This window comes from Enterococcus sp. AZ179 (genome assembly GCF_050498885.1).
GTDB lineage: Bacteria > Bacillota > Bacilli > Lactobacillales > Enterococcaceae > Enterococcus_D > Enterococcus_D entomosocium.
Window position 1 is genome coordinate 531,125 of record NZ_JBMHEO010000001.1, and the last position, 25,038, is coordinate 556,162.

22 protein-coding genes are annotated in these 25,038 nt (G+C 42.0%); 6 read left to right on the forward strand and 16 right to left on the reverse strand.

Translation table 11 applies throughout. The features are described from left to right. Positions 1–51 precede the first annotated feature (51 nt). Genes IGI88_RS02630 through IGI88_RS02640 form a run of 3 tightly spaced genes read right to left on the reverse strand, consistent with a single transcriptional unit; the run spans position 52 to position 4,824 of the window. The gene (locus IGI88_RS02630) at positions 52–1,512 is read right to left on the reverse strand and encodes a glycoside hydrolase family 1 protein (RefSeq protein WP_086299181.1); all 1,461 of its coding nucleotides are present in this window, start codon (positions 1,510–1,512) and stop codon (positions 52–54) included. A 1-nt stretch (position 1,513) separates the two neighbouring features. Further along, a complete protein-coding gene (locus IGI88_RS02635; protein ID WP_005237340.1) occupies positions 1,514–2,956 on the reverse strand; it encodes a glycoside hydrolase family 1 protein in 1,443 nt (480 codons plus the stop codon). Continuing rightward, positions 2,953–4,824 carry a beta-glucoside-specific PTS transporter subunit IIABC gene (locus IGI88_RS02640; protein WP_429960153.1) on the reverse strand — a complete coding sequence of 624 codons (1,872 nt, stop codon included), beginning with the start codon at positions 4,822–4,824 and terminating at the stop codon, positions 2,953–2,955. Before IGI88_RS02640 ends, IGI88_RS02635 begins: the two co-directional genes overlap by 4 nt. 107 nt (positions 4,825–4,931) lie before the next feature. Between IGI88_RS02640 and IGI88_RS02645 the strand changes: the two genes are divergently transcribed. Both IGI88_RS02645 and IGI88_RS02650 read left to right on the forward strand, forming a co-directional pair. Then, complete coding sequence (locus IGI88_RS02645) at positions 4,932–5,741, forward strand: MurR/RpiR family transcriptional regulator (protein WP_086299179.1); 810 nt, start codon at positions 4,932–4,934, stop codon at positions 5,739–5,741. Positions 5,742–5,986: 245 nt separating this feature from the next. After that, positions 5,987–6,568: a polymer-forming cytoskeletal protein gene (locus IGI88_RS02650; protein WP_005237347.1), complete on the forward strand. Its 582-nt coding sequence runs from the start codon at positions 5,987–5,989 to the stop codon at positions 6,566–6,568. A 193-nt stretch (positions 6,569–6,761) separates the two neighbouring features. Here IGI88_RS02650 and IGI88_RS02655 read toward each other — a convergent pair whose 3' ends face one another. From IGI88_RS02655 to IGI88_RS02670, 4 genes are all read right to left on the reverse strand, one after another. After that, complete coding sequence (locus IGI88_RS02655) at positions 6,762–8,426, reverse strand: peptide ABC transporter substrate-binding protein (protein WP_005237349.1); 1,665 nt, start codon at positions 8,424–8,426, stop codon at positions 6,762–6,764. Between the two features lie 228 nt (positions 8,427–8,654). Further along, positions 8,655–9,602, reverse strand: a complete 948-nt coding sequence (locus IGI88_RS02660) for a hypothetical protein (RefSeq protein WP_101698863.1) — start codon at positions 9,600–9,602, stop codon at positions 8,655–8,657. Between the two features lie 108 nt (positions 9,603–9,710). Continuing rightward, entirely contained in the window at positions 9,711–10,550 is an 840-nt protein-coding gene (locus tag IGI88_RS02665; protein ID WP_158297424.1) for a Cof-type HAD-IIB family hydrolase, read from the reverse strand. Positions 10,551–10,707: 157 nt separating this feature from the next. Further along, the gene (locus IGI88_RS02670) at positions 10,708–11,331 is read right to left on the reverse strand and encodes a GNAT family N-acetyltransferase (protein WP_086299177.1); all 624 of its coding nucleotides are present in this window, start codon (positions 11,329–11,331) and stop codon (positions 10,708–10,710) included. A 73-nt stretch (positions 11,332–11,404) separates the two neighbouring features. Between IGI88_RS02670 and IGI88_RS02675 the strand changes: the two genes are divergently transcribed. Next, positions 11,405–12,193, forward strand: a complete 789-nt coding sequence (locus tag IGI88_RS02675) for a MerR family transcriptional regulator (RefSeq protein WP_086299176.1) — start codon at positions 11,405–11,407, stop codon at positions 12,191–12,193. An 87-nt stretch (positions 12,194–12,280) separates the two neighbouring features. Here IGI88_RS02675 and IGI88_RS02680 read toward each other — a convergent pair whose 3' ends face one another. Further along, positions 12,281–14,053, reverse strand: a complete 1,773-nt coding sequence (locus IGI88_RS02680) for an oleate hydratase (RefSeq protein WP_086299175.1) — start codon at positions 14,051–14,053, stop codon at positions 12,281–12,283. A 244-nt stretch (positions 14,054–14,297) separates the two neighbouring features. After that, positions 14,298–15,941: an SH3 domain-containing protein gene (locus tag IGI88_RS02685; RefSeq protein WP_429960154.1), complete on the reverse strand. Its 1,644-nt coding sequence runs from the start codon at positions 15,939–15,941 to the stop codon at positions 14,298–14,300. Positions 15,942–16,553: 612 nt separating this feature from the next. Here IGI88_RS02685 and IGI88_RS02690 point away from each other — a divergent pair. After that, positions 16,554–16,694 (forward strand): hypothetical protein, encoded by a 141-nt coding sequence (locus IGI88_RS02690; RefSeq protein ID WP_005237363.1) that lies wholly within the window; start codon positions 16,554–16,556, stop codon positions 16,692–16,694. Positions 16,695–17,039: 345 nt separating this feature from the next. Here IGI88_RS02690 and IGI88_RS02695 read toward each other — a convergent pair whose 3' ends face one another. The 4 genes from IGI88_RS02695 to IGI88_RS02710 all read right to left on the reverse strand — a co-directional run bounded on the left by IGI88_RS02695 (position 17,040) and on the right by IGI88_RS02710 (position 20,721). After that, on the reverse strand, positions 17,040–17,498 hold the full coding sequence (locus IGI88_RS02695; RefSeq protein ID WP_008377253.1) for a GNAT family N-acetyltransferase: 459 nt from the start codon (positions 17,496–17,498) through the stop codon (positions 17,040–17,042). 71 nt (positions 17,499–17,569) lie between these two features. Beyond that, positions 17,570–17,869, reverse strand: a complete 300-nt coding sequence (locus IGI88_RS02700; protein WP_005237365.1) for a MazG-like family protein — start codon at positions 17,867–17,869, stop codon at positions 17,570–17,572. A 146-nt stretch (positions 17,870–18,015) separates the two neighbouring features. Beyond that, the gene (locus tag IGI88_RS02705; RefSeq protein ID WP_086299174.1) at positions 18,016–19,329 is read right to left on the reverse strand and encodes a PTS sugar transporter subunit IIC; all 1,314 of its coding nucleotides are present in this window, start codon (positions 19,327–19,329) and stop codon (positions 18,016–18,018) included. A 12-nt stretch (positions 19,330–19,341) separates the two neighbouring features. Next, on the reverse strand, positions 19,342–20,721 hold the full coding sequence (locus IGI88_RS02710) for a glycoside hydrolase family 1 protein (protein ID WP_429960155.1): 1,380 nt from the start codon (positions 20,719–20,721) through the stop codon (positions 19,342–19,344). A 199-nt stretch (positions 20,722–20,920) separates the two neighbouring features. Here IGI88_RS02710 and IGI88_RS02715 point away from each other — a divergent pair, with 199 nt between their 5' ends. After that, positions 20,921–21,619: a GntR family transcriptional regulator gene (locus IGI88_RS02715; RefSeq protein WP_034868333.1), complete on the forward strand. Its 699-nt coding sequence runs from the start codon at positions 20,921–20,923 to the stop codon at positions 21,617–21,619. A 64-nt stretch (positions 21,620–21,683) separates the two neighbouring features. Here the strand turns inward: IGI88_RS02715 and IGI88_RS02720 are convergent, their stop codons facing one another. The 3 genes from IGI88_RS02720 to IGI88_RS02730 all read right to left on the reverse strand — a co-directional run bounded on the left by IGI88_RS02720 (position 21,684) and on the right by IGI88_RS02730 (position 24,353). Next, positions 21,684–23,003, reverse strand: a complete 1,320-nt coding sequence (locus tag IGI88_RS02720; protein WP_005237369.1) for a glycosyltransferase family 2 protein — start codon at positions 23,001–23,003, stop codon at positions 21,684–21,686. Further along, on the reverse strand, positions 23,003–23,509 hold the full coding sequence (locus tag IGI88_RS02725; protein WP_005237370.1) for a hypothetical protein: 507 nt from the start codon (positions 23,507–23,509) through the stop codon (positions 23,003–23,005). The genes IGI88_RS02720 and IGI88_RS02725 overlap by 1 nt, the downstream gene beginning before the upstream one ends. Before the next feature lie 97 nt (positions 23,510–23,606). Then, positions 23,607–24,353 carry a YcjF family protein gene (locus IGI88_RS02730; protein WP_005225303.1) on the reverse strand — a complete coding sequence of 249 codons (747 nt, stop codon included), beginning with the start codon at positions 24,351–24,353 and terminating at the stop codon, positions 23,607–23,609. Positions 24,354–24,744: 391 nt separating this feature from the next. Between IGI88_RS02730 and IGI88_RS02735 the strand changes: the two genes are divergently transcribed. Further along, positions 24,745–24,951, forward strand: coding sequence for a hypothetical protein (locus tag IGI88_RS02735; RefSeq protein WP_271822015.1), 207 nt, complete (start codon positions 24,745–24,747; stop codon positions 24,949–24,951). Positions 24,952–25,038: the final 87 nt, after the last annotated feature.

A 25,038-nucleotide genomic window follows, 5' to 3' on the forward strand; every position in this document is an offset into this window, starting at 1 on the left:
AGAAACCTTATGATTAAGCCTAGGAATTGCTTTATCTGGAAGAATCAAAAATCAAAGAGTTGCGCCGTTTGAAGCAATTACTTTTTTGTACCAATCAAAAGATGCTTTCTTGATGCGTTTCTTTGTGCCATTGCCTTCATCGTCTTGGTCGACGTAGATAAAACCATAGCGTTTCGACATTTGTGAGGTCGAAGCACTGATGATATCGATGCAGCCCCATGCCGTATAGCCAAAGACCTCGGCGCCATCATGTAACGCTTCATTGATTTGTTCAATATGCTGACGCAGATAGTCGATTCGATAAAAATCATCGATGGTGCCATCTTCGTTTACGACATCCTCTGCTCCCAAACCGTTTTCGGCAATAAACAAAGGTTTTTGGTAGCGGTCATAGAGTTGATTCAATGCTGTTCGCAACCCTTTGGGATCGATCTGCCAGCCCCATTTACTGCTTGGCAAATAGGGGTTTTTTATCCCACCAGTAATCAAATTCCCGACAGCACTTTCCAATCGTTCTGGATGCGCGCTGACTGCACTGGACATATAGTAACTAAAGGAAACAAAATCCACAGGGTTTTCCCGGATGACTTCTAAGTCTCCTGGTTCGATCACCAATTCCACTCCTTTTTCTTCAAACATGCGTTTGGCATATGCTGGATAATAGCCTCTTGCCTGCACATCACTGAAAAAGAGTGAGGTTCGTTGACTTTCGACTGTTTTTTGGACATCATCTGGATCACAGCTGTACGGCGTTAATAATTGATAGCTGATCATACAGCCGACCTTGGCATCGGGAATCAATCGATGGCAATAGTCAGTCACGATTGCGCTGGCGACAAATTGATGGTGCGCCCCTTGGTACTTTTCTTGTTCAATATTAGGATGGCCTTCTTCAATGATCCCGACACTAACATATGGATGGTGTTTGACACAGTTGATTTCATTAAAAGTCACCCAGTATTTGACTTTCTTTTGGTATCGCTCAATCACCGTCTTGGCAAAACGGACATAAAAGTCGATCACTTGCCGATTCGGCCATCCTCCATACTCAGTCACTAAATACAATGGCATTTCATAATGGGATAGTGATACTACTGGTTCGATCCCATACTTCAAACACTCATCAAAGACTGCATCGTAAAATGCCAATCCAGCTTCGTTTGGTTCTACCTCATCCCCCTTTGGAAAGATCCGTGTCCAGGCAATTGACATCCGATAGGCTTTGAAGCCCATCTCACCAAATAAACGAATATCTTCTTTAAAATGATGATAAAAATCGATGCCCTGTCTTTTCGGATAGTATTTCGTGCTGTTAGGATCCTGTGCTTCTGCAACTTGCTGATGAGTCATCATATGCCATTGGTCAGTCCAACGTTCTTTCGGCATTGAGGAATCGAACAGATAGACATCAGAAACCGACAAGCCTTTTCCATCGATCCCAGAGCCTCCTTCAACTTGGTTGGCAGCTGTTGCTCCCCCCCAGAGGAAATCTTTTGGAAAATAACTTTTCATTTTACTTGCCGCCTTTCAAAAATGATTCGTACGCCAACGCTTCCCCATTCGTGGCGATCACTTGCTGATAATACGCAAAACTAGCTTTTTTCTTGCGGGAAAGATCTCCGCTACCATCATTTTGCTTATCGACATAGATAAAGCCGTATCGTTTTTCCATCTCTCCTGTCCCCGCAGAAACGATATCGATCGGTCCCCACCATGTATAGCCTAGAATCGTTGCGCCATCTTTGATCGATTCCGCCATTGCCTTTACATGATCTTTCAAATAAGCCATCCGTTCTTCATCGACGATCGATCCATCTTCATTGACAACATCCTTTAAACCAATTCCGTTTTCAACGATAAATAATGGTTTTTGATAGCGATCAGTCAATTCGCTGCAAACATAGCGTAATGCCAACGGATCGATCGGCCATCCCCAAGCAGTTTCTTTTAGGTAAGGATTCTTTTTCCCCAATAATCCGCCAGTATTACCTAAAATTTTCATGCCCGCTTCATGCAATGAGCTGCGGTAAAAACTAAAGCCTAAATAATCGCAGGTCCCCGCTTTAATGATCGCTAGATCTTCTTCTGTAATGTCCAGCAACAGATGATTATCCTTCACGATGCGGTCGAAGTATTCAGGATACGCCCCTCGCAATTGCACATCACTATAAAACAAAGAACGACGGCGCAGTTGATACGATTCAAAAACATCTTGCGGGTTGCACGTTGCAGGATAAATCGGACTCAGTGACAGCATACAGCCAATCTGATTGTTTTCATCTACTGCCTTCCCATTCAGAACTGCTTTGGCACTTGCAACAAACATATTATGACTCGCTTGATAAAGTGCCTGTAATTTTTCTTCTTCAGTCTCGAAAGAAAACACATCGATACCTGCTGCGAGTAAAGGGATCGTATGGGTATGGTTGATTTCATTGAAAGTCATCCAATATTTCACTTTCCCTTTATAGCGTGCAAAAACCACTTTTGTATACCGATCAAAAAAATCGATCAGTGCACGATTTTGCCAACCACCATATTTCGTTACCAAATGCAGTGGTGTCTCAAAGTGAGCTAACGTAACAACTGGTTGGATCCCTTTTTCATTCAAGGCATCAAATAAATCATCATAAAATTGTAAACCTGCTTCATTCGGTTCCGTCTCATCCCCATTCGGAAAAATGCGACTCCAAGCAATTGAGGTACGCAAACACTTCAAGCCCATTTCCGCAAACAGTTCAATGTCTTCTGGGTACCGATGATAAAAGTCGATGGCTTCATGGCTCGGATAAAAGTTTTCCTCTTCAAGCTGCAGTGAAACTTGCTCAATACGTTTTTCACCAACTGGTAAAATATCTGCTACGCTTAATCCTTTTCCTCCTTCCAAATAAGCTCCTTCGGCTTGATTTGCGGCGATTGCGCCGCCCCATAGGAAATTTTTTGGAAATACACTCATGAAATCGCTCCTTTTAATAAATCATTTGCTACCAATGCGGTAACGTCTTTTTTCGCTTGATCCACAACTGTCAATGCATCTTCTTTGATCACACTGGTAAAGACCAACATGGTTGTCGGATCATATCCTTTTTCAATAATTTTTGCTAAGTCAAAGGTGCCAATTTTTTGCCCCTTCACGACTTGATCCCCTTGTTTCACCGAAATCTCAAACACGCCTTTTGCTAAATCAACCGTGTCTAAGCCGATATGAACCAACACTTCCGTCCCAGCAGCTGATTGGATCCCAAAAGCATGTCCAGTTGGAAACACTGTCACAACCGTACCAGTAAGTGGCGCATAAATATCGCCGGCTGATGGATAAACGGCTAATCCATCTCCCATTGCTCGAGAAGAAAATACTTCATCTTTGACATCATCAAGCGTGATCGCTTCACCAGCAACTGGTGTCATCACTTGCAGCCCTGCACCTTCTTCTAAAACAGGTTCTAGCGTTTCTTCAAATCCTAATACATAGGTCAAAATAGCAGTACCGAAGAACGCAAAGGCAATGCCGATCAAATAGTACACAAAGGTGTCCCCAAAGAAAGCTGGCAATGTCGTCAATGCTGGAAAAACATAGACGATGGCCTTGGTTTGCATCATGCCCATAAACGCACCAGCAATGGCACCAACGATGGTTTGAGCAATCAACGGCTTTTTAAATTTTACCGAAAGTCCATAGACGATGGGTTCTGTAATTCCTCCAAGCAATGCTGGAAGCAAGGAAGATAGCGCCAGGCCTTTGGTTTCTTTTCTGCGAGAGCGTAAAAATACACCTAAAGCAACCCCAGCACTCGCAAATGTTGCTGCTGCGATCATCGGGCGCAGCGTATCATAGCCATATACCGCTAGGTTATTGACCATGATCGGTACAACTCCCCAATGGATCCCGATCATTACTAAGAATGTCCAACCGCCACCGATCAACAAGCCAGCCAACAGCCCACTCTTATCGCTGATAAAGTTCATGGCATTGCCTAAACCTTCCCCAAGCATTACACCGACCGGTCCAATGATCAAAACAGTCAGAGGCACCATGATCAAAAGAGCCACTAGCGATAGAGCAAAAATCTCGATACTCTTAGGAATGATCCGTTTGAGTAGGCGTTCCAAGTGCGAGTAGATATAGATCGAAACGATCGCTGGAATCACGGTACCCGAATACCCCATCAGCACAGCTGGGATGCCAAAGAAATCAACCGTCACACCGTTTTCCGTCACCATTGCTGTAAAATTCGGCTCCAGCAACGCCCCAACGATTGCTAAAGCAATAAACATATTGACTTTGAAAATCCGCGCTGCACTGATCGCTAAAAATAAAGGCAAGAAATAAAAGACACTATTGCCAGCAGCAGCTAATATTTTATAGGTGCTTCCTTCTGCGTCCATCAAATGATAGGTCGTAAAAACAACTAGTAAAGCTTTCAACATCCCTGCCCCTGCAAGCGCAACAATGATTGGATTAAAGATCGCAGACAATACATTGAAGAATCGGATAAATACATTGCCTTGTTTTTCTGTTGATTCTTCGGCATCTCCATCACTTTCCAAAGCGTTTTGGATCGAATACTTGCTCATGATCGTTTGAAAAACATCTGCCACATGATTCCCGATCACGACTTGAAACTGGCCATTTCCTTCAATGACTGACAATACCCCATCAAGCTGCTGAATTTTGTTCTTATTTTTTCGTGCCAACTCGACATCTTTCAACTTAAAACGCAATCTAGTGATGCAATGATACAGGCTAACGATATTTTGTTCCCCACCGACCTGTGCTATAATTTCACTAGCAAGTTTTGAATAATCTTTTGCCAAATGACTCACTCCCGTGTTTGATTTATAAAGCGCTTTATGGCGTTACTATAGCAGATTTTTTTCTCTCACCTGCGAAAGTTCGCAATTTGGAAACTGCTTACAAGAAAGGAAAGAAAATGGGCCTCTTAATCATTCGTTTATTGAATCTTTTAAATAATGCACCCACTGATTCCACCAACTACTATATCGGTTTGACCATGATCAACTATTACGATCAGATCCAAACTCTAAGTATTGGTGAATTCGCCGCTCTTTGCCATGTGTCAAAGTCAACCGTTTCAAAATTCGCCCGTACCTTAGGCTTTGATGACTATGGTGATTTAAAAGACAACGCAGCTTTCATCGAGAACCGCTTCAACAATCCGCTAAATTATCGCTCGAATATTTTGTCTGCTTTGGAGCAAGAAGGCGTAGACTCCTATTTTGACGCAGTGATACAAGACATCGATTATCTGCGGCATCATCTTGATCTGCCAGCCATCGAACGGATCGCACAAGCAATTGTTTCGCATAAAAATGTCTTTGCTTTTGGAATATTATTCTCAGAATCGGCTGCTATTGATTTCCAGATCAAACTAGCTTACAACGGCAAGTTCATTCGGACCTTCCAAGACGATCTCGTACAAGAAGAAATCATCAAATCTGCCGATGAAGAATCGCTTTTTATTATTTTTACCAATTCCGGTGACTACCTGACCAAGCAACAAATTCGAAATGGAACGCCTCGAAAAGATTTCTTTGATCGAACCAAAGCCAAAGTCATTGTGATCACCGCCAACCCACAGATCTCGGAACTTCCCTTTGTCCAAGAAGCCATCATCTTCCCTCATCAAACCCATTTCCAAACCCATGCCTTTATGTATCAGTTCATCATGGATTTGATCGTATCGAAGTTCAAGCAGTTGACTGATCGAAAGCGAATGTAGTAATGACCCTCCATTATAGAAGAAGGGCATTTCTTCCATAATGGAGGGTTCTTTGTGAATGAGATGTCTCATTCATTCGTAAGCGTCACGCATTTATTCCTAGTTTCTTTGAAATTTTTTTAATCCTAGGCTGATATTTATTAAATTTCTCCTCATTTATGTTTTTTGTTTCACAAACTTCACTTCGGTATGGTATAATCATTTTGTTTTTAAGAAAACTATGGGAATACAAAGGAGAAGGAAACATGAAAAAAACTAAAATCACTTTAATCGCTGCATCATTGCTTATGGGAGGCACTCTTTTAGCTGCATGTAGTTCAGATAACGACACAGCTGCAAGCTCATCATCAACAGCAGCTTCAACTGCTGCATCAACTGAATCATCAGATGATGTTGTTTCAACTGCTTCTATCAGTGACCAAACTTCAGTCATTGAAAAAGCATTGGGTGCAGATGGTAACTGGATCGTTGCTGTAACTGCTGACATGACATTTGATAACGATGTAACCGTTGATGGCGAATTCCATGATAAAGGCGATGACTCAGCTGATATCTACCGTAAATTTGCATTGTACTCACAAGATGAAGACCGCAACGTAACAGCTGAGTACACAGTAACTGTTCCTAAATTGATCGTTAACTCAGAAAACTTCAACATCGTTCACGGTGTAATCAAAGGTGACGTTGAAGTGAATGCAAACGGCTTTGTATTGAACGGTGCAAAAGTTGAAGGTAACGTAACATTCACTTCAAAAGAATTCCAAGATTCAGCAACACTTGACGAAGATGGCGCTTCTGTAACAGGCGACGTAACAGTTAGCGAATAATCTTTCACTGGATTTCTGTGAAATAGATGAAGAAAAAACGAGGTTGACAAGTTGATCATTGATCCTTGTCAACTTTTTTTTGTTTTTTTATAAACAATTGCATCCGCTCTCATTACTAACATTGTGTAAGTAAGAACAAAGCACAAGAAAAAAACTGGCTTGCTTACGCAAAACCAGCTTCTTCTTTAGGCGCTTATTCTTCAATAACTGCCCACTTGTAATCGTATTGCGCACCGGCACCGTGAGAAACGACCCCTTTTACTTTTGGTGCACGTAAATGAGCTTCAACGTTTTGGTACACAGGGATAACCCCTTGTTGATCCATAATGATTTTCTCTGCATCCAACAAATCTTGCCAGCGGGCATCTGGATTGCCAGCATTTGTCGTGGCAGATGATTTCACTGCTGCATCGTACTCATCGCTTGTCCAACGACCTCGGTTGTATGAATTATCGGTTACAAATAGATCTGTAAAACTGCTGGCATCCGCATAGTCAGCACCCCAGCCACCCATAACGACATCAAAATCACCTGAGTTTGAACGATCAAGGCGAACGGAGAAAGGTACTGGACTTAGGCTAACTTTCACCCCATCAAGCGTATCTTGAATCGCACTTTGAATATATTCAATGGCTTTTTTGGTTGAGTCTGTGTCAGAGGCCAAAATTTCAAAACTTAAAGAATCGATTCCCAAAGCCTCTTTGGCTTTTTCCCAATGTTCTTTGGCTTTTTCTTGATCGTATTCAATGACACTTTCCGCTTCATCGACAAAATCAGTATTATCAGTTGGGTTAAAGGTCATTCCTTTTGGTATCAATCCTGTGGAAGCCAATGAACCATCACCTAAAATCGATGTCACTAATGCATCACGATCGATGGCATAAGAGATTGCTTTACGCAGATCCTCATTGCGAAATGGCGAATCTTCTTCTCGCTGATTCAACTCGATATAGGAAGTACGGGCTAATGGTTCTGACACAAACGCTTCATCATTGGCCATTTGCTGCGCCAATTCTCCTGTTAAGATGACGTCGTCCGCTTGCCCATCCTGGAATAGATTCAAGGAGGTCGATGATTCTTTTACGACACTGACATTGATCGTATCAAGTTTCACCGTATCTTTATCCCAATATTGGTCGTTCTTTTCATATGACCATTCTGTATCGGTTCCTGGACCATCAAAGCCAGCTAACACAAACGGTCCATTGTAAACGGCATTGTCGCTTGTTGAAGCATATTGATCGCCGTTGTCTTCTACGACTGCTTGGCTTTGTGGGAAGAAGGATGGAAATGCCAATAAGTATTGGAAGTATGGCGTAGGTGTCGTCAGCGTGATTTCTAATTCATAGTCGCTGACTGCTTTGATCCCCAATTCTGAGGCATCTTTTTCACCTGCTGTTATCGCTTCGGCATTGGTTACGGGCGCAAATAAGTACGCATATTCAGAACCTGTTTCCGCACTTACGGTGCGTTGCCAGCCAAAGACATAATCCGCTGCTGTTACTGGTTCTCCATTTGACCATTTGGCATCTTCACGTAATTTCAATTTATAGGTCAGACCATCTTCACTGACTTCCGCTAATTCGGCGGCACCTGCTGGTTCGGGCTTACTATCAGCATCTAAGCGGTACAACCCTTCATACACATTATTTAAAGCACTGAAACTGATCGTATCGGTGGCTAAGGATAGATCGGCACTAGGCATTTCTTGTTGAACCACAACATTAAAAATTTGTTCGGCAGCTGCTGTCCCACTACCACTTGAACTTTCACCTGTACTTGATGTCCCTCCTGTTGAGCAACCTGCTAATACGATTCCACAAACAGCGATGACACCATATCCCCATTTTTTCTTCATCTTACCTACCCCTTATGAAAATCCAAAATTTTCAGAATTATTACAAAACTCTGAATGTAAATAAGATTTTAATAAATATTAATTATAAAAGCAAGCTATTTTTCTCATTTTATTATTATTTATTTTTTATGTTAACACTGCATGTTATTATTTATGACACAAAAACAAAAAACACAAAGCGAAAGAGATCGCGCTTTGCGTTTTTTTATCTTTGGATAGGAAAGTGGATTACTCCATTTTATAGCTTTGACGCGTCACTTTACCCTCTCGTACCGCAGCGATAATAGTTGGAATAGCCCCAATCGCCGTAAAGAGATAGACCAGACCTAAGTTCCCGTAATATTGACTCGCTTCCAAATACCCTTCACGAATCAAATCAGGTAAAATACGGAAAGCGTAGAAGACATCAACGTCCGTGTAATAATTCGCTACACTGATCGACCAGTCGATACGATTCCCGACATAGACCATAACGATCATGACGATGATACTACTAATAATACCTTTTGTACTGAGTTTTCCACCTAATAATTCATACCCTTTGATGGCACAGATCGCCATTGCGATTCCAGACAATGCAGCTACATATCCCAGTTGTCCTAATAAAATAATTGCGCCGGCACCAATCAGTGAACCAAGAAACGCGCCCACTGTTCCAGCTAGCCAATTTTCTTTTTTCTGCCCTTTTTCCCGTTCTTGTGCAAGGACCGCTTCTTGTTGTTTCTTAAAGCAAGCTTCACACGCAATGACGGGAGTGCCGCCAATAGCATACAGCGAAACCGGCTCAGTGATCGTTCCGCAGAAGGTACAAGCATTTTGGTAACCTTTCGTCTTCAAGAAATTCGTCAATTGGTCCAACGCAGTACGGATCTTGTCCACAGTTTTCCCTGCAGTCATCGCTCCGCGTAATGTATAGGCAACTTGATATCCTTGGATCACACAGTCGGTGATCTCTTTTGACTCACTTAAAACTTCTTTGACTTCTTCTTGGTTCGGAAGTTCCCCCTCTTTGCTAAGGGAAAAATGAGCCACAAGAGAATAACTATTGTTATTCTCTTGAACTAAAAAAAGTTTATAACTATGATACGTTCCATAAATCACCCCGGTGGAAGTATCAACTGAGAGCCCCAACGGCTCGGCAAATTTGGTCAATGTCTTCTCGATCTTCTTATTCATTTTTCTCCTTCTTTCCAACAAACACTTACCTTTTTAGGTATAGCTAAAAGTTTAAGGAGAGTAGAAATGAAAGTCAATCAATTTGTTCAAAAAACCTAGTTTTTTTATTTATTCTGTGACAAATCGCCGCAATGCATCAGCAACCCCATGGTCTGTATTGCTAGCCGTCACAAAATCAGCTTTTGCTTTGACCAAATCGGGCGCATTCTCCATCGCAACACCGATACCGGCTGAAGCAATCATTGGCAGGTCATTAAAATTATCGCCGATCGCTAAGGTTTGCGCCAGCGACACTTGGAAATAGGCCGCTAATTCATTTAGCGCCTTATCTTTTCCCACAGCTTGATGAGTGACTTCCAAATAATTCTCTTTGGATAAATAAAAGGCGCTTTCTAAAAAGTCAGCGTTCTGGCAGGCAGCATGAAGCGCTTGGATTTCTGCCGTTGTGCCGATCAAAAGAAACTTATGAACCTCAAAAGCTTCTTGTGCCAACAGTTGTTCTAATGAAGTTTCTACAGGAGTCTCTTTGGTGATCGCCGCTTCTGCTCGTGCCCATTGGTCCACTCTTTCGCAATACCACTGATCACCAGAGTAGACATTGATGGAAACACCAGGAAAATCAGCTTTGATGCGCGCAACCAAAGTTTTTGCTTCTGCTTTTTTGACCTCATGACTAAATATTGGTACAAGCGTACCCGTATGATCGTACCGTCCAATCAGGGCACCGTTGTAGCAAGCCAAGGGCCAGTCTTCTATCTCTAATTCTTCAGCTATCGGTAGCATTCCTTTCGGGGAGCGAGCGGAAGCCAAAACAAAAGGAATCGCTTGCTGCTTCAACCGTTTGATTTCTTCAATCAAAACCGGATCGATTTGATGTTTATGATCCAAGATCGTCCCATCGATATCACTTAAAATAAACCCAATCTGCTTTTTTTCCAAATAAACCATCCTTTCCCATTCCCCATCCTTTTTACGAAAGCGAATTGATCCATCGCTTTCGACCAAAACAAGCGCCGTTTCCATAAAACGAAAACAGCTTTCTTGTCCTTCTTTGCTTCCAGTTTACCATACTAGCCAATGAAAAAAAGAGTGCATCGCTGCACTCTTAGGAAGTATAGATATAAAACTCGATTTCCTTCTTGATCGGCTTTTTGATCCAGCGTTTCACAGCAGCTGCCCGCTTCAAGCCCATATGCTCATAAAAACCGTAATTACAAGTGGTATCGGTATAAAGGAAAAACGGAGCTGTTTTATCATGCTGGACCATCGCTAAGAAGGAAGTAAAGAGTTGCTTGCCTACACCCAATCCTTGTGTTTTGGGACTAACGGCAAACAAACCAACTTCGGTCTGAAAAGGAATTTGTAAGTCTTTCAACATCGCTTGATTTAACTCAGCCACCTCTTTGGCATAATGCAGCAGCGTGTTTCTCCCTTGATTAGAAAGCATTAAGCAGCCAGCATGCCACATCGTTTTCCCCCAATAGCGCATTGGATGAAGCTTCTTCCCTCTTTTACTGTCTGCTAATAAGATACCGACAGCTTCACCATTTAAAAGAGCCACACGTGAATAGGTAGCACGGGCAAGTTCATAACACAAAAAGACATGAGCAAAGTGTTTGGCGGTCTTCGGGTCAAATTGCTTGTCGTAGTTCCAGCTATCAATAATTACTTGCACAAGCGCAGGCAGATCTTCTCGTTTAAATGGTCGATATGTTACTTGTTTATTCATTCTATCTTCCTCCCAGTAGTTGACTATCTTTAGTATAAAGTTTACAGTAACTGTAAAGTCAAGGAGGAGCGCCATGAAAACCAAATTAAAAGTATCGGAAATGGCACGCTTAGCGCGAATCAATCCTCGGACACTCCACTATTATGACGAGATTGGGCTATTTCAACCAAACAGCAAAGACGAGAACGGGTACCGGTATTATTCCCTTGATCAACTTTTGGATCTCGGATTGATCCTGTCTTTGAAAGAATTATCGATGCCCTTAAAAGAGATTCAAACAGCGTTGCAGGGGGATGCCGAGACCATGAGAAACTTATTGGAAGCCAAGCGGCAAACCATCGATGAAAAAATTCAGCAGTTGTCCAACATCCAAAAAATCATCGAACGAAAAGCAGCGGACTTGCGTCTGGCTGCAGAAAAAACTTCCCCCTTCACCTTGAAGGAACAGCCAGAGGAGTATTTCTCCCTTAGTCCTAGATTAAACGGCAGCAGCATCCCAGAGATGATCACCCAAGCCTACGACCTTTTGATGGCACAGCCTTATCTTTTCTCGAATAACGAATACGGTTTTATGATTCGGACGAACAAAGGCAATACGCAGGACATCGACTACGTTTATGTGCGGCAAGAAGAACCACAACGAGCTTCCTTCGTGAAACCGGCAGGTTGCTATTTAACCACCATTTATCAGGGGGATGACGAAGGATTGAAGCAGTTCTATCAAAAACTCAAGCAGCTGATTGCAGCGCACCAATGGCAAATCGATGACTACTTCTATGAACGATCGATCCATGAAACGACCCTTAGCAACGAGCAAGCTTATTTGACAGAGATCCAAGTCCGGATTTTATCTGAGGAATAAGGATTCGTCTAAACAACACTAAAAAGTAAATGAAAAAACGCAACGACCACGAGCAGTTTCTTTCGCCTCGTCGTCGTTGTGTTTTAATTAAATCAAATGGTTTTCTTTCAACAGATCGCCAATGTAGGTATGTTCAGTTTTCTTAACGAAGCCTTCCAATAGTTTCCGTTCGATAAATGGTAGCTCCATTTCCGTGATTTTTTTCTTATCGGTCAGATAATAGACAGCTTTGGCCAAGGTACGCAGATCATAAGCGGAAGCAAACACTTCTGGTACCCCGCGTTCCACATCTAATAGCTGATAAACAGCCTCCATTGCAGTCCGAACGGAATACTCTGTTGTAAAAACAGTGTCTCTTTCAGTCTCTGCGAAATTACCGATAAAAGCTAAGTTTTTGGAGCCATTTGGAATAACCAATGGCCGATCCCCTGGCTCACGCAGCATGAAGTAGGAAGTGATAAACGGCATGTAAACCGGAACTGCCACACTTGATTCTTTTGAAATGCGTTGGATTTCTGCTTCCGGCACGCCTAAATGGTAAAGCAGTTCTTGCACGATTTCTTGTCCAGAACATTGCTCAATTGGTTTTTTGATGTAGTTTCCTGGCGTATTTGACAACAAGCCATACACCCATGTGATCGTTTGTTGGTCTTTTTGTTCTTTAAAGTGCGGTTGGCGATGGGTCGCAAAGCTCATCATCCAATTGGAATCTTTGATGGTGATGATCCCCCCAGTGACGATTCTGCCTGTTCGCAACTTGCGATGGGTCAATTTTTCTAAATAAGGTTCAACATCAAAATTTTGCCAAGTGACAGTTGCCGAAACAAACCAGCTTTCTTCAGGTAAGTTTTCATAAAAGACTTCTGGATGACCAAAATCAGGCGATTGCGCCGCCAAGTTTTTCCATAAACGCCAGCTACCACCAGGTGCTTTTGAGATAGGCGCTGGAGTATAATGGTCCCCTTGCGTGGAACTTTCAGTGATCGATCCGTTGGTAACAAAGACCAAGTCATCTTCTGACAAAGGAATTTCTTCGATTGCCCCCGCTTTTTCTAGCACAAGTTTTTGAGCAACTTTTTCCTCGCCCACGATCCGAACATCGATATTGCTGACTGTGCATTCATATTGGAAGTCGACTCCTTGTTCTTCCAAATAAGCAAGTAGTGGTTTGACCAATGACTCATATTGGTTGTAACGGGTAAATTTTAACGCGGTAAAATCAGGCAAGCCATCGATATGATGCACAAAACGCAACACATAGCGACGCATTTCAATCGCCGAATGCCATTTTTCAAAGGCGAACATCGTACACCAGTATAGCCAAAAATTGGATTCAAAGAATTCTTCGCCAAAAACATCTTCGATTTTTTTCCCGATCAATTGATCTTCTGAAGTCATAAATAATTGAGTCAATTCTTTTTGTGCTGTAGCAGACAAGGTAAATTCTCCATCATCTGCTGCTCGTTGGCCGCGATTGTGGATGATCCGACAGTTAGACGAATTTGGATCATCGTGATCCAACCAGTAAAACTCATCTAACACCGAAGCATCTTCCACCTCCAAAGACGGAATCGAGCGAAATAGATCCCACAGACACTCAAAATGATTTTCCATTTCTCGACCGCCGCGGGTCACAAATCCATCATGGGGAATGAATTTTCCGTCTAATGAACCGCCTGATAAAGAAAGTTCTTCAAGGACGTGGATTTTCTCACCCGCCATATGGCCGTCACGGATCAAGAAGACTGCCGCAGCAAGTCCTGCTAATCCACCACCAACAATATAGGCTTCTTTCTTTTCGACATCTTTCGGTTTTCTGCTTCTTGCAAAAGCTTCGTAATTTCCGTTCGTATATCTCATGTAGATCCCTCCTAATATTGGTACGTTTTTATGGTATCAGTAACTATTTTTTTTGACAAAAATTTGTACTAGTAAAAACAAGTGATTTTGACAAATCGGCCTTTTTGTCAAAAAAACAAGGGCAAAATCCCACCTTTTAGAAGATCTGCGCCCAGCACAAAAAGCGCCCCTAAGAAAACTGATTGCAGCTTTCTTAGGGGCGTTTCTAACAAAGGACAAACCCTTTGCCTTTTCAATAAAATATTTATTTCACGCGTAGAGCGAAGCTAGCAGTCGAAAAGCCTGATTGTGCTTCGGTGACTGTATAACCCGTGCTTGGCGCATGGATATAGCTTGTATTACTTGTAGCGATCGCTACATGGTAGGTATTCCCTTTTTGACCCCAGAACAGCAAGTCGCCAGCTTGTGCTTGCGAGACAGGAATGATCGTCCCTGCGCTTTCTTGTGGGACTGTCCAATCACCGATGTTTTTGCCCGTCACTTTTAAGAAGACGTAGCGTGTAAACCCAGAACAGTCGAAGACATCTGGTCCTTTGCCTCCCCATTGATAAGGAGTGCCGATATGTTTTCTAGCTTCTGCAACGATCGCTGCTCCGTTCACGCTCATCGGAACATTAGTATTGCCTGCGTTGTTATTGTTGCCAGGAGTCGTCGCACTGACTTCTTTGACATATGCTGCAGATACCCAGCCACCAGTTGATAACTTACACCAAGTGGTATTGCCATTGACTGACGTGCCTTGTTTTTGAGCCACTGCTTTGAAGGTCGCATTACTGCCCAAACTGCTGACCACACTTGCAGAAGTCGATGCATTTGAGCGCACATTCATCCCAGTGGTTGTTTGGAACGTCTTATTGATGGCTTGCTCACTCGCATTGCTTGAGCCGTTTGATGAACCAGTATTGTTTGAACCTGTGTTTGAATTATTGTTATTACTTGTATTTCCAGAACTAGACGTGACGTCACGCACATATGCCGCTGTGATCCAGCCACCAGTCGATACTTTGTACCAAACATTGGTGCCGCCAACGGATGTGCCATTTTTCTGGGCAACGACCTTCACCGTCGTGCTGTTGCTTAGGCTGCCAACGACACTGCCGCTTGTTGACGCACTCGAACGAACATTTAATGCCGCTGTTGTTTTCACGTTCTTGCTGATAGCCGTTTCTGCAGAAACACTTGTATTGCCGCCAGAAGAACTATTGCCTGTGGAGCTACTGGAAACATCTTTGACATAGGCTGCCGTGATCCAACCGCCTGTGGACAATTTGTACCAAGTGGTCGTGCCATTCACCGATGTCCCACTCTTTTGTGCAACGACCTGTACTGTCGCATTACTGCTCAAACCGCGTACGACACTAGAACTTGTCGTTGCATTTGAACGGACGTTCAATGCAGTAGTCGTTTTCACTGATTTCGAAATTGCTTTTTCCGATGAAGAAGACGACGAATTGGACGAGCCTGTATTGGCAGAAGAAGAGCCTGAGGTGCTCTTCACATAAGCCCCTGAGATCCAGCCGCCTGTTGATAGCTTATACCATATTGTATTGCCATTCACTGAGGTACCGTTCTTTTGAGCCACCGCAGTGATTGTTGTATTTGCTCCTACACCACTTACGATAGAGGCACTTGTTGAAGCATTTGAACGAACATTCAGTGAAGCTGTTGTTTTAAATTGTCGATTGATCGCCGTTTCAGCTGACGATCTGGCAAGAGTAGCAGTTGTGTTGGTTGATGACGAAGCGTTCGTCGTTTCGGTCGCATGAGCAAGAGACGTAAAGACACCTGATGTTGATGCTAACGCTGCTGTGATACCCAATCCTTTTTGTACGAAAAGGGACCGTTTTTGTTTCACTAAACGCTTCCGTTTGATTTTCCGAGATTCCAATAAAACACCCCCTGTACCCCATTTTAACAAAAATTAATATTTTTTGATATTGTTTTCGTTTTGTATTTTTTTAATTTGCGTTTAATAAAACGTGTCATTTATTTTCCTGCGTTATTCTTTTTAATCACTTTCTCTTTGACGCTGACCGTTGGCACTATATTTACAAAGATTTCTATAAACAACAAAAAAATGCTATTTCATTCAACGTTATTTTAATTCGCGAATAAAAACAGGATTTTTTTTACAAACAAACCCACTTTTTGAAAATCAAGACTGTTATTTGAATAACATTTCTTTCCTGATCCCCTTTTTCAAAAATCGATACTAAAATCACCCATTTATCATTCCTTTTTTACACACGGGATTCTGTGAAAAAAGTTTTTTCAAAAAGAATGCTTCTTTTACCAGTGTGATCGACGCTATGATGAAATCCTGTTACATCGCTTCCAACTGGATACGAATTTTTTGATAGAGAAGTCCCTCACTTCTACCGAAAGAAATATTTTCACAATGTATTTCATACGAAAGTTTATAATACCAAGGAGAAAACCAAGAATTTGCATAAGTTTGTGAAATTATGCTATACTAAAAAAAAGGAAGAGGTGACCGAGTATGAAAACAAAGACGAAAGAAAAAGTTTATGCTGAACGACAACATAACTACAAAACGAAAAAAGAAGAGATTTTCAAAAAAGCCCTAGATTCCGTACCGACCACAGACAAGAAAAAAGAAGAACAGAAAAAGAAAGCGTAGAATCCTGCGTTTTCTTTTTTTGTTGATCTGTAAAAAGACGAGGCTTCGCCGAAGGGTGGCGAGTCTCGTCTTTATTGTAATCGAAAAAAAAGCAGGCTATGATACTTTCTATCTCAACCATTGTCAATTCACCTTGAAAATCACCGAATGACTACCATCAATGCAATAAAGGGAAACTCTTCCTCAAAAGAAGCGACAGTTTCTTATTCCAACGGGTCTTAAACACAATATTTAGTAGGCGAAAACACGTTCCTACAATATATTGTGGATAAACCTGTTGAAACTGTGCATAACTAAAAAGCCTGCGATTTTTTTGCAGACTTTTTAGTTATTGACATGCTTGAATTAATCTAGAGATAAATAATAGCTCACATTATCTGGTAACGGTTTAAAGCCATTCTTTTTGTAAAAATCCGCTGCGGGCATACTTTCTTCGGTATCTAACAGGATCGTTGGAATCTCTTTCTTGAGCAGATCCTCTTTGATCATTTCTAAGAAAGTGGAACCCAAGCCCTTTCCTTGGTGCGTGCCTGTAATTAAAAAGGTGTCGACCACATACTCTTTTCCTTGATACCAGGGCTTGATAAAGCCCAATGAAAGACCAATCAATTCATTCGATGCTCGGTTTGTTAGTCGATAACCAATAAAAGTATTCATTGCCATCATTGATGATACATAGTCGGTGATTTGCGGCACTGTCAATTGGTCATTCCATGGTTCTGCTGAAAATACAGCAATATAGTGGTCCACGACTTCTGCTAAATCTGCCGTTGTTAATTCACGCATGCTTACGTTCTTTTCCATCCTATCTCCTGCTTCCCTTTCTATTTCGGTCGAGCCTATACTCGAAGAATCCACTAATTTTTGTGCGTGTATCAATCATCGATTCGTTTTGCATAGCCATTGCCATAACTGATATAACGGCGCTTTTGGTTGACGGCCATTTTTTTATGAATCTCTGCTTCAAGATCAATGGAAAGGATTTCTGCTAACCCAAGAAGATAAATCGCCACATCCGCCAATTCTTCTCCTACCTCTTGTTGCTTCCGATAGGCATCAAAGGCCTCCCCTATTTCACCATATAAAGCCAAAAACTCTTTTTCAATATTGGTGACATTGAATTGGTGATCGATTTTGTTTTGATAAATCGCTTTTTGCATTTCTGATAGTTTCATAGTCGCTCCTTTTGGGATAGTATACCATTTAATTAAAATTCAAAATAGAAACTTAGTAAAAAAATCACCTCAAAAAATAGTGACCCCAAAACGTTAGAATTTTGATCTAACTTTTGTAGGTCACTATAATATAGGATTCCCTTTTTTTATTCTGCCCGCTCCAATTCAGCAGATTTGATTGCAACCCGTTGAGCGATTTTTAGAAATGGAAAATAGATTGCTACACAGACGACGATGATGATCACCTGAACCAAAACAACTTTGAAATCCCCTTTTGATGCCAATAATGCACTAAGAATTGGCGGTGTCGTCCAAGGAACCATGACTGAAAGTGGCTCAATGAATCCTACTGCGGTCGCAAAGTAGCCAATCAACGTCGCAACAATTGGACTTGCAACGAAGGGAATGATCATTGGTAAATTGAAGACGATCGGTAAACCAAAGATGATTGGCTCGTTGATATTAAAAATACCCGGAGCTAGGGATAGATTGACGACATCCCGAAAAGGTTGGTAATTGCGGACGAATAAGAGCACTGCAATGATCAAACTGATCGTAAATCCAGTCCCGCCTAGTTGTGCGAAAACCGTCACAAATGCTGAATTTAAAATATTGGGTGGCGTAGCACCGTCCTGCACAGCCTGCATGTTCTCATTCATATTGACTAACAGCAACGGATCTAACAAGGTGCCATTGATGACGGTTTGGTGAATGCCTAAAGTAAACAGAAAGTTGCCCGTTGAATAGATGATCAAGAAACCAAAAATCGATGTGTTCAATAAACGCAGTGGTTCTTGGATCACTGTTGAAATGATTTGAATCAGGTCGGTATCAAATGCTGCTAGCACGGTCGCAACTACGGCAAAGAAGGAAATCACTAAAATAGCAGGGATCAACGTACTGAAGGATTTGCTGACAGCAGGAGGAACTTGATCCCCTAAATTGATTTCTAAGTGCTTGTTTTCTGATAGCCGAATAAATAATTCCGTGGCAACTAGCCCACAAATGATTCCAGAAAACATCCCTTTGGTCCCGACATCATCAAACAGCATCACACCACTGATGGTCACTTCTGCTTGGGCGCCTTCCGGCATCACGGCATGAGCCATCGCCAACATGACCACTAAGCAAGTCGTTGCCACAAAGGTTGCATTGATGGCGCTCGGATTATTTTTGTTGCGACAAAGGAAGTAGGCGATCATCGGAGCAATCAGCAAACCGGCGATATTCAATGTTCCATTGGTGATGGAATTGCCAAACACTTGCATTCGCGCCAAGGCAGCCCCTTCTAAGAACCACGGAAAGAAGACATTATTAAACAACACAGCGATCCCTGCGATAATAAAGGCAGGCATTAAGGTCGCAAACGCATCACGAAGACTTTTGAGATGAACCTGATTGCCGAGACGGACCGAAAACTCTGTAAATTTATCTAAAAACGTGCGCTTTTCTGCTGCCATTTTCTGTTCCTCCTATTCTGCATATGGGTTTGTATAGATCGTACTACCATTCGTTTTGATCACTTCTTTGAACCATTCATACGATTTTTTCGGCGCACGTTTCATATCTCGCAACTCATGATTGCCACGATTGACATACACAAGTCCGTATCGTTTCTCCATATCACCTTGAGAGCTCAAAATGTCGATCAGTCCCCAGCCAAGATAACCAAGACAGACCACTCCATCTTCCACCATCGCTGCAAACATCGCTCGAATATGCTCTTGATGGTAGGCAATCCGGTAATCATCTTGAATCGGTTCGTTGCCATTCCAATGCTCTCTGACACCAATTCCGTTTTCAATCGGAAACACTGGCAACCGGTACCGCTGATAGACTTTATTTAAGACATCACGGAAGCCGAGCGGATCAATTTGCCAATTCCATTCCGTCGTTTCAATATACGGATTGTCTTGTTTTCCAAAAGTCATGTACCGATTTGGCGGCGTTCCTTCAGGGATTTTTTCAGCGTTCAAGGTAGAAGAAGCATAATAGCTAAAGGCAATGTAATCATTTTTCTGCGCTGCGATCGCTTCTAATTCCCCAGGTAAAATATTCATATTGAGTTGATGATTTTTCACGTATCGGTCTTGTGCTGCCGAATACTTGCCGTGCGCATAGCAATCTAATAAAGTAAAATTCGCAAATTCATCAAACTCTCTTGCTGCTTTGATGTCTTGTGGACGACAAGTCGCTGGATACGCTTCAGAATACGCCAGCATGCCGCCAATCTTCGCATTTGTTGTTTCATGAAGATAGTTACAGATCTCTGCATGGCAAACCATGACATTGTGGAAAATTTGATACAATTCTTCTGTTGTTTCTTCCCCTTCTAAATAGCCGCTGATCTTAAAACCATGGTCTTGGTGGAAAAGATTTTGTTCGTTAAAGGTTAACCAATAATGGACTTTATCCGCAAAACGATCCACCATTTCTTTTCCAAAGCGAATGAATGCGTCCTTCACTTCTTTACTGATGAACCCGTTATAGGTTTTCGCTAGATGCAGGGGCATATCAAAATGGTACAAACAAATCATAGGTTCGATTCCTCTAGCTAACAGATCATCAATAAAACGATCGTAATAGGCGATCCCTTCTTCATTAAAGGCACCATCTCCATCGTGAACGACCCTTGACCAAGAAATTTGAAAACGATACATGTTCATCCCCAAATCTTGCATATAATCAAAATCTTCTGTATACGCATGATAGTTATCATTTGCTACATGCCAATCGCTAGCCTGTTCCGAAGCTTCCCGTATATCATAAACGGATAAGCTTTTACCACCTTCATTCCATCCACCTTCTGTCTGCATACTGCTGACACTGTTTCCCCAATAAAATGTCGTCATATTGATTCCTCCATCATTTGTATTCGCTTACAAAACCTATTATAATTAGGTGAAATCGGCATGTAAATTTTTCGAGAACACATGTAAAGCTTTTTCTGTACATATGAATTTCAGTTGATTCTTTAATGATATACCTTGTTTTTATCCCCTTCAAACAAAACTCAAGTCCATGAATTACTTTACATAAGGAGTGATGACTATGACAAAATACAAAGAGATCGTTGATCAGTTGCGGACGAATATTTATGAAGGTGTTTTTCCAGCTTTATCAAAGCTACCGGAACAAACGGCGTTAGCCAAACGATTTCAAACCTCGCGAATGACGATCCAAAAAGCGCTAAATCAACTGAAGCAAGAAGGCCTGATTTCCACCAAAAGAGGTCATGGCACCTATGTCAATTCAGCGACCTACCAAGGACAGATCAATGAGTATATCGGTCTAGTCAACCGATATGGCGGGCGGCATAAAGTGCAAAGTAAAATCATTAGTTTCAATGTTCGTTTCCCAGAAGCCAACGAAATGGATTACTTGTCCTTGCGAGAAAACGAACCTGTTTATGATATCGTACGACTGCGCTATGTTGATAACGAACCCTTTGAATTGGAGTACACGATCATGCCCATCAAAACCATTCCCGATATTGATATGGCGATCCTTGAACACTCGATCTATCGATATATCACTGATTCCTTACACCTCAAAATAGGCCCCGCCATACGTAAAATCCGTGCCGACAAAGCGGATTCCTATGATATCAAATATTTAGAAGTTGATCCCAATGATCCGATCTTAGAATTAGAACAAGTTGCTCGTCTCTCCGACGGACGGCCCTTCGAATTTTCACAAACTCGTTATCCTTACCAAAATCGTGAGATTTACTATCTTTCTGAACCTTAATGGCAAAAAAACAAGTCTGAAGAAAACTCAGACTTGTTTTTATTGTCTAGGAAAGGTGAACTCGTTAAGATTCTTCGTTTTTTTTCGCCGTTCGCTCGGGACTGACCCAAACGCCGCTACCGTAGCCAAGGATGGTTTTGACGGCTGGAATAAAGGTAGTGACGATCGTTATGGCATTAATCATCCAGTAAAACAGCATGTAAAAAGGGGCAAAGCGGAAATACTTCAGCTTGCTGCGGTTGTCATCCGCCAAAAGGCTGGTAAATAGCTGCATGACCCCTGCAATCATCTCAAAACAAACAAAGAGAAAGGCCATCGTAAACATATGGTAGATCCGCTCGTAATTCCCAGTTGCCCCATAATAAATCAGATAAAAAACAAACAAAGCCGAAGACAACCAGAAAAAGAATGACCAGATAATACTTAAGGACTGATCCACAAACATGGCGGTTCGTCCGATATTTTCAAAAGGGTGTAAGAAAACTTTTTTAAAATTGGTCAACCACACTTCCGTTCCGCCTTTCGCCCAACGTTTCCGTTGCCGATAGAGCATCTTGAGTGTTTCTGGCACCTCCATGAAAAACATCACTCGTGACGCAAACAATGACAACCAACCATGGAATTGGTGGTCCCAGGCAATACTGATATCTTCCGTGGCACGATTTTGTCGAAAGAGACCAACGTCCATCAATGCGGCTCTACGATACATTGTGTTGGCACCGCTATAGGCATAGATGACGCCGAAAACGGCTTGCTGGGTTCGTTTGATAATTCCTACGATACTTGAAAATTCAACGGTTTGCGATTTCCCGACGATCGTTGTGCGATTTTGAACGTCCATATTCGCCGTAATGGCAGAGATATTGATGGAATCTTGGCGGATGAAATAATTGACATATTTCCACAATGCATCAGGTTCAGGGACCGTATCTGCGTCGTTGCTCAAAATCAATTCCCCTTTAGCAAACCCTACACCAATATTAAAGGCATGGGCTTTCCCTTGGTTTTTTTCGATACGCAAAACCCTTAGATTCGGGTACTGTTCCATCAATCGATCTAGTATCACAGGAGTTTGATCCGTTGAGCCATCATCCGTCACCAACACCTCATAGTTGCTGTAGTTTAGATTGTTCATTAAATAATGAATCGTGTCTTCAATTACGACTTCTTCATTGTGAGCCGGTACCATAATGGTGATCATCGGCTCGATTTCTTCGGGGATCGGTATCCACTCTAACTGACGATAGCGGAACAAAAAACGATTGCAGATCACCCCGATGAACCAAGCAAAGCCGCCTAAAATGGGATACGTGAACAGAATCATTAAAACAACCGTTAAAAATGTATCCAACCACGGGAACCCAGTATCAAAATTGACAACCATCAGCCCACCCCATTTCTACGGAAAAGTTCTTGGATCTCCGTTTCTCCAATGTTTTGCTCAGGAGTAACGGCATAGTACTTGGCAGCGTGACGCTCTTCTTTCGTTCCGAAGCGTTCTTCGTAAAAAGCTTCTAATACTTCTTTGCGTTTTTCTAAGGCAACTTCGTCATGCATCGATTGCTTTTGCAACAATCTTTTGAAACGCCGGTTGTTCCTCAAGGTCAACAAAGTAAATGTCAGAACCAAGACCAAAAAAGAAATTCCTAGGAACAACGCCAAAAAATCAAAAGTCACTGCTTCTTCCAGATATGTCCGAAAGGCGATCCGATCCGCTAGATTCGGTAAAGTCAGCGGGATGGCCAGCCAGACAAACGGAACCAAGACCATCAGCCAAGCAAGAATCGTCAAAATCGTTTGGCGGGTCTTCAAAGCAGAACGACCTTTTTGAAAATACGCATCGGTGACCAACCGTTCTTTGACTTCTTCCCGTGTCACTCGTTGTTTCATTTTACTCACTCCTTAAAAAGTATTTTTTGCTGTGAAGAAAAAGAAGCAACAAAAGCAAGTCGTCTTTTGATGGACCTGCTTCGTTCTTCTTTTTGACCTACTTGGATTTCTTGCCAACTTTCAACGCATTGAACAGCGTGTGAAATTGGCCTTTAAAGGACATCACTTGCTCAAACACATCTTCCCCATCATTCAGCATCTTGACAGTCACCCAGCCTAATGCTTCGGTGATACCACTAGCCACACTGGCATTGATCGCAGCTCCAGCAACGGTGCCTACTGCTGGGACAAATTTCAAGATATTGCCAACGGCACTGCGTCCAAAACTCACCACCACTAACTCTTTCGAGATACTCTTCGCTAACCCTTCACGCCACGTTCGCCCAAAAATGCGATACAAACGTGCCATCATCGTCATTTGAACCGGCACAAGTAACACTGCATCTGAAAAAGGAATCGGTGAACAGCCGATGATCGCCGCCGTCAAAGAAGCCGCATGGATCGTGCGGTGGGCTTTTTTCCGCGTTTCATCATCTACGCCAACCAAAAACTCCTCAAACACCTGATCAAATTGATCCTTGCTTTTCGCTAACACTTTTTCCGCCTGGGCTTTTGATCCGTCATAGCCTTTCATCACAAGGGCAGCCGATTTTTTCGGCATTCGCTTCATGACATCCGCAAAAAAAGAAGTAAACTCCGCTTCTTCTTGCAGCTCTTCTCTCGTTTGACTTTGCTCGACTTGAACGGACTGTTCCGTTAATAATTCATTTTCGTTTTGCTTCTTTTTGCGTTTTATCCATGGTTTTTTCAAAGAAATGTCTCCTTCTTTCGACTCGTTGTTCATTTAAAAAATCAAAGTGAGCCATGATTTTGTTCCTCTTTCTATTTTAGCTCAGGTTTTTCAAGATAGCGAAAATGTAGCTTGAGAGAGCTTACACTTGATGAAAAATGCAAATTTGCATCTTTAGATTATTTATTTATATTATCGTTTTTTTATGCTATGATACACAAAAGGAGTGGATCAAATGAAAAAGAAATTGAATTGGAAAGTCCTTTTTTATTTAGGCTTATTGACTTACTTTCTTTTAAGCGGTATCTTCGCATTCTTTGGGGTCGAAATACCGTTTCTTTATAAACGTTGATCTTCACGTTTTCTCAGAACAATATCATTCAACCCTTTGCTCTATGCTAAGACAATCCATCATTCTAACATCCATATAATCTAATTAGAAAAGGTGATTTTCTTGTCCATTTTATTTGATTTATTGCAGCTACTTGCCGTTATCTGTATCGCGTATTTATTGTTCACAAAAAACCATTTCCTCAAGCAATTAACCGCTGTTCAGAAAATGGTCTTTCTCGTCTTATGTGTTTCTGTGCTCCTACCGGCTCTTTATGAATTTATTACTGGGTTTGCCCAGGGATTTTGGGAACGGTTGTAATTCACGGTTCCTTAGAAAACACGCTGCCTTTACAAGCAAATAGATAGCTCATATCTACCAGTCCTTTCTCCTTTTATTCAAGCAATG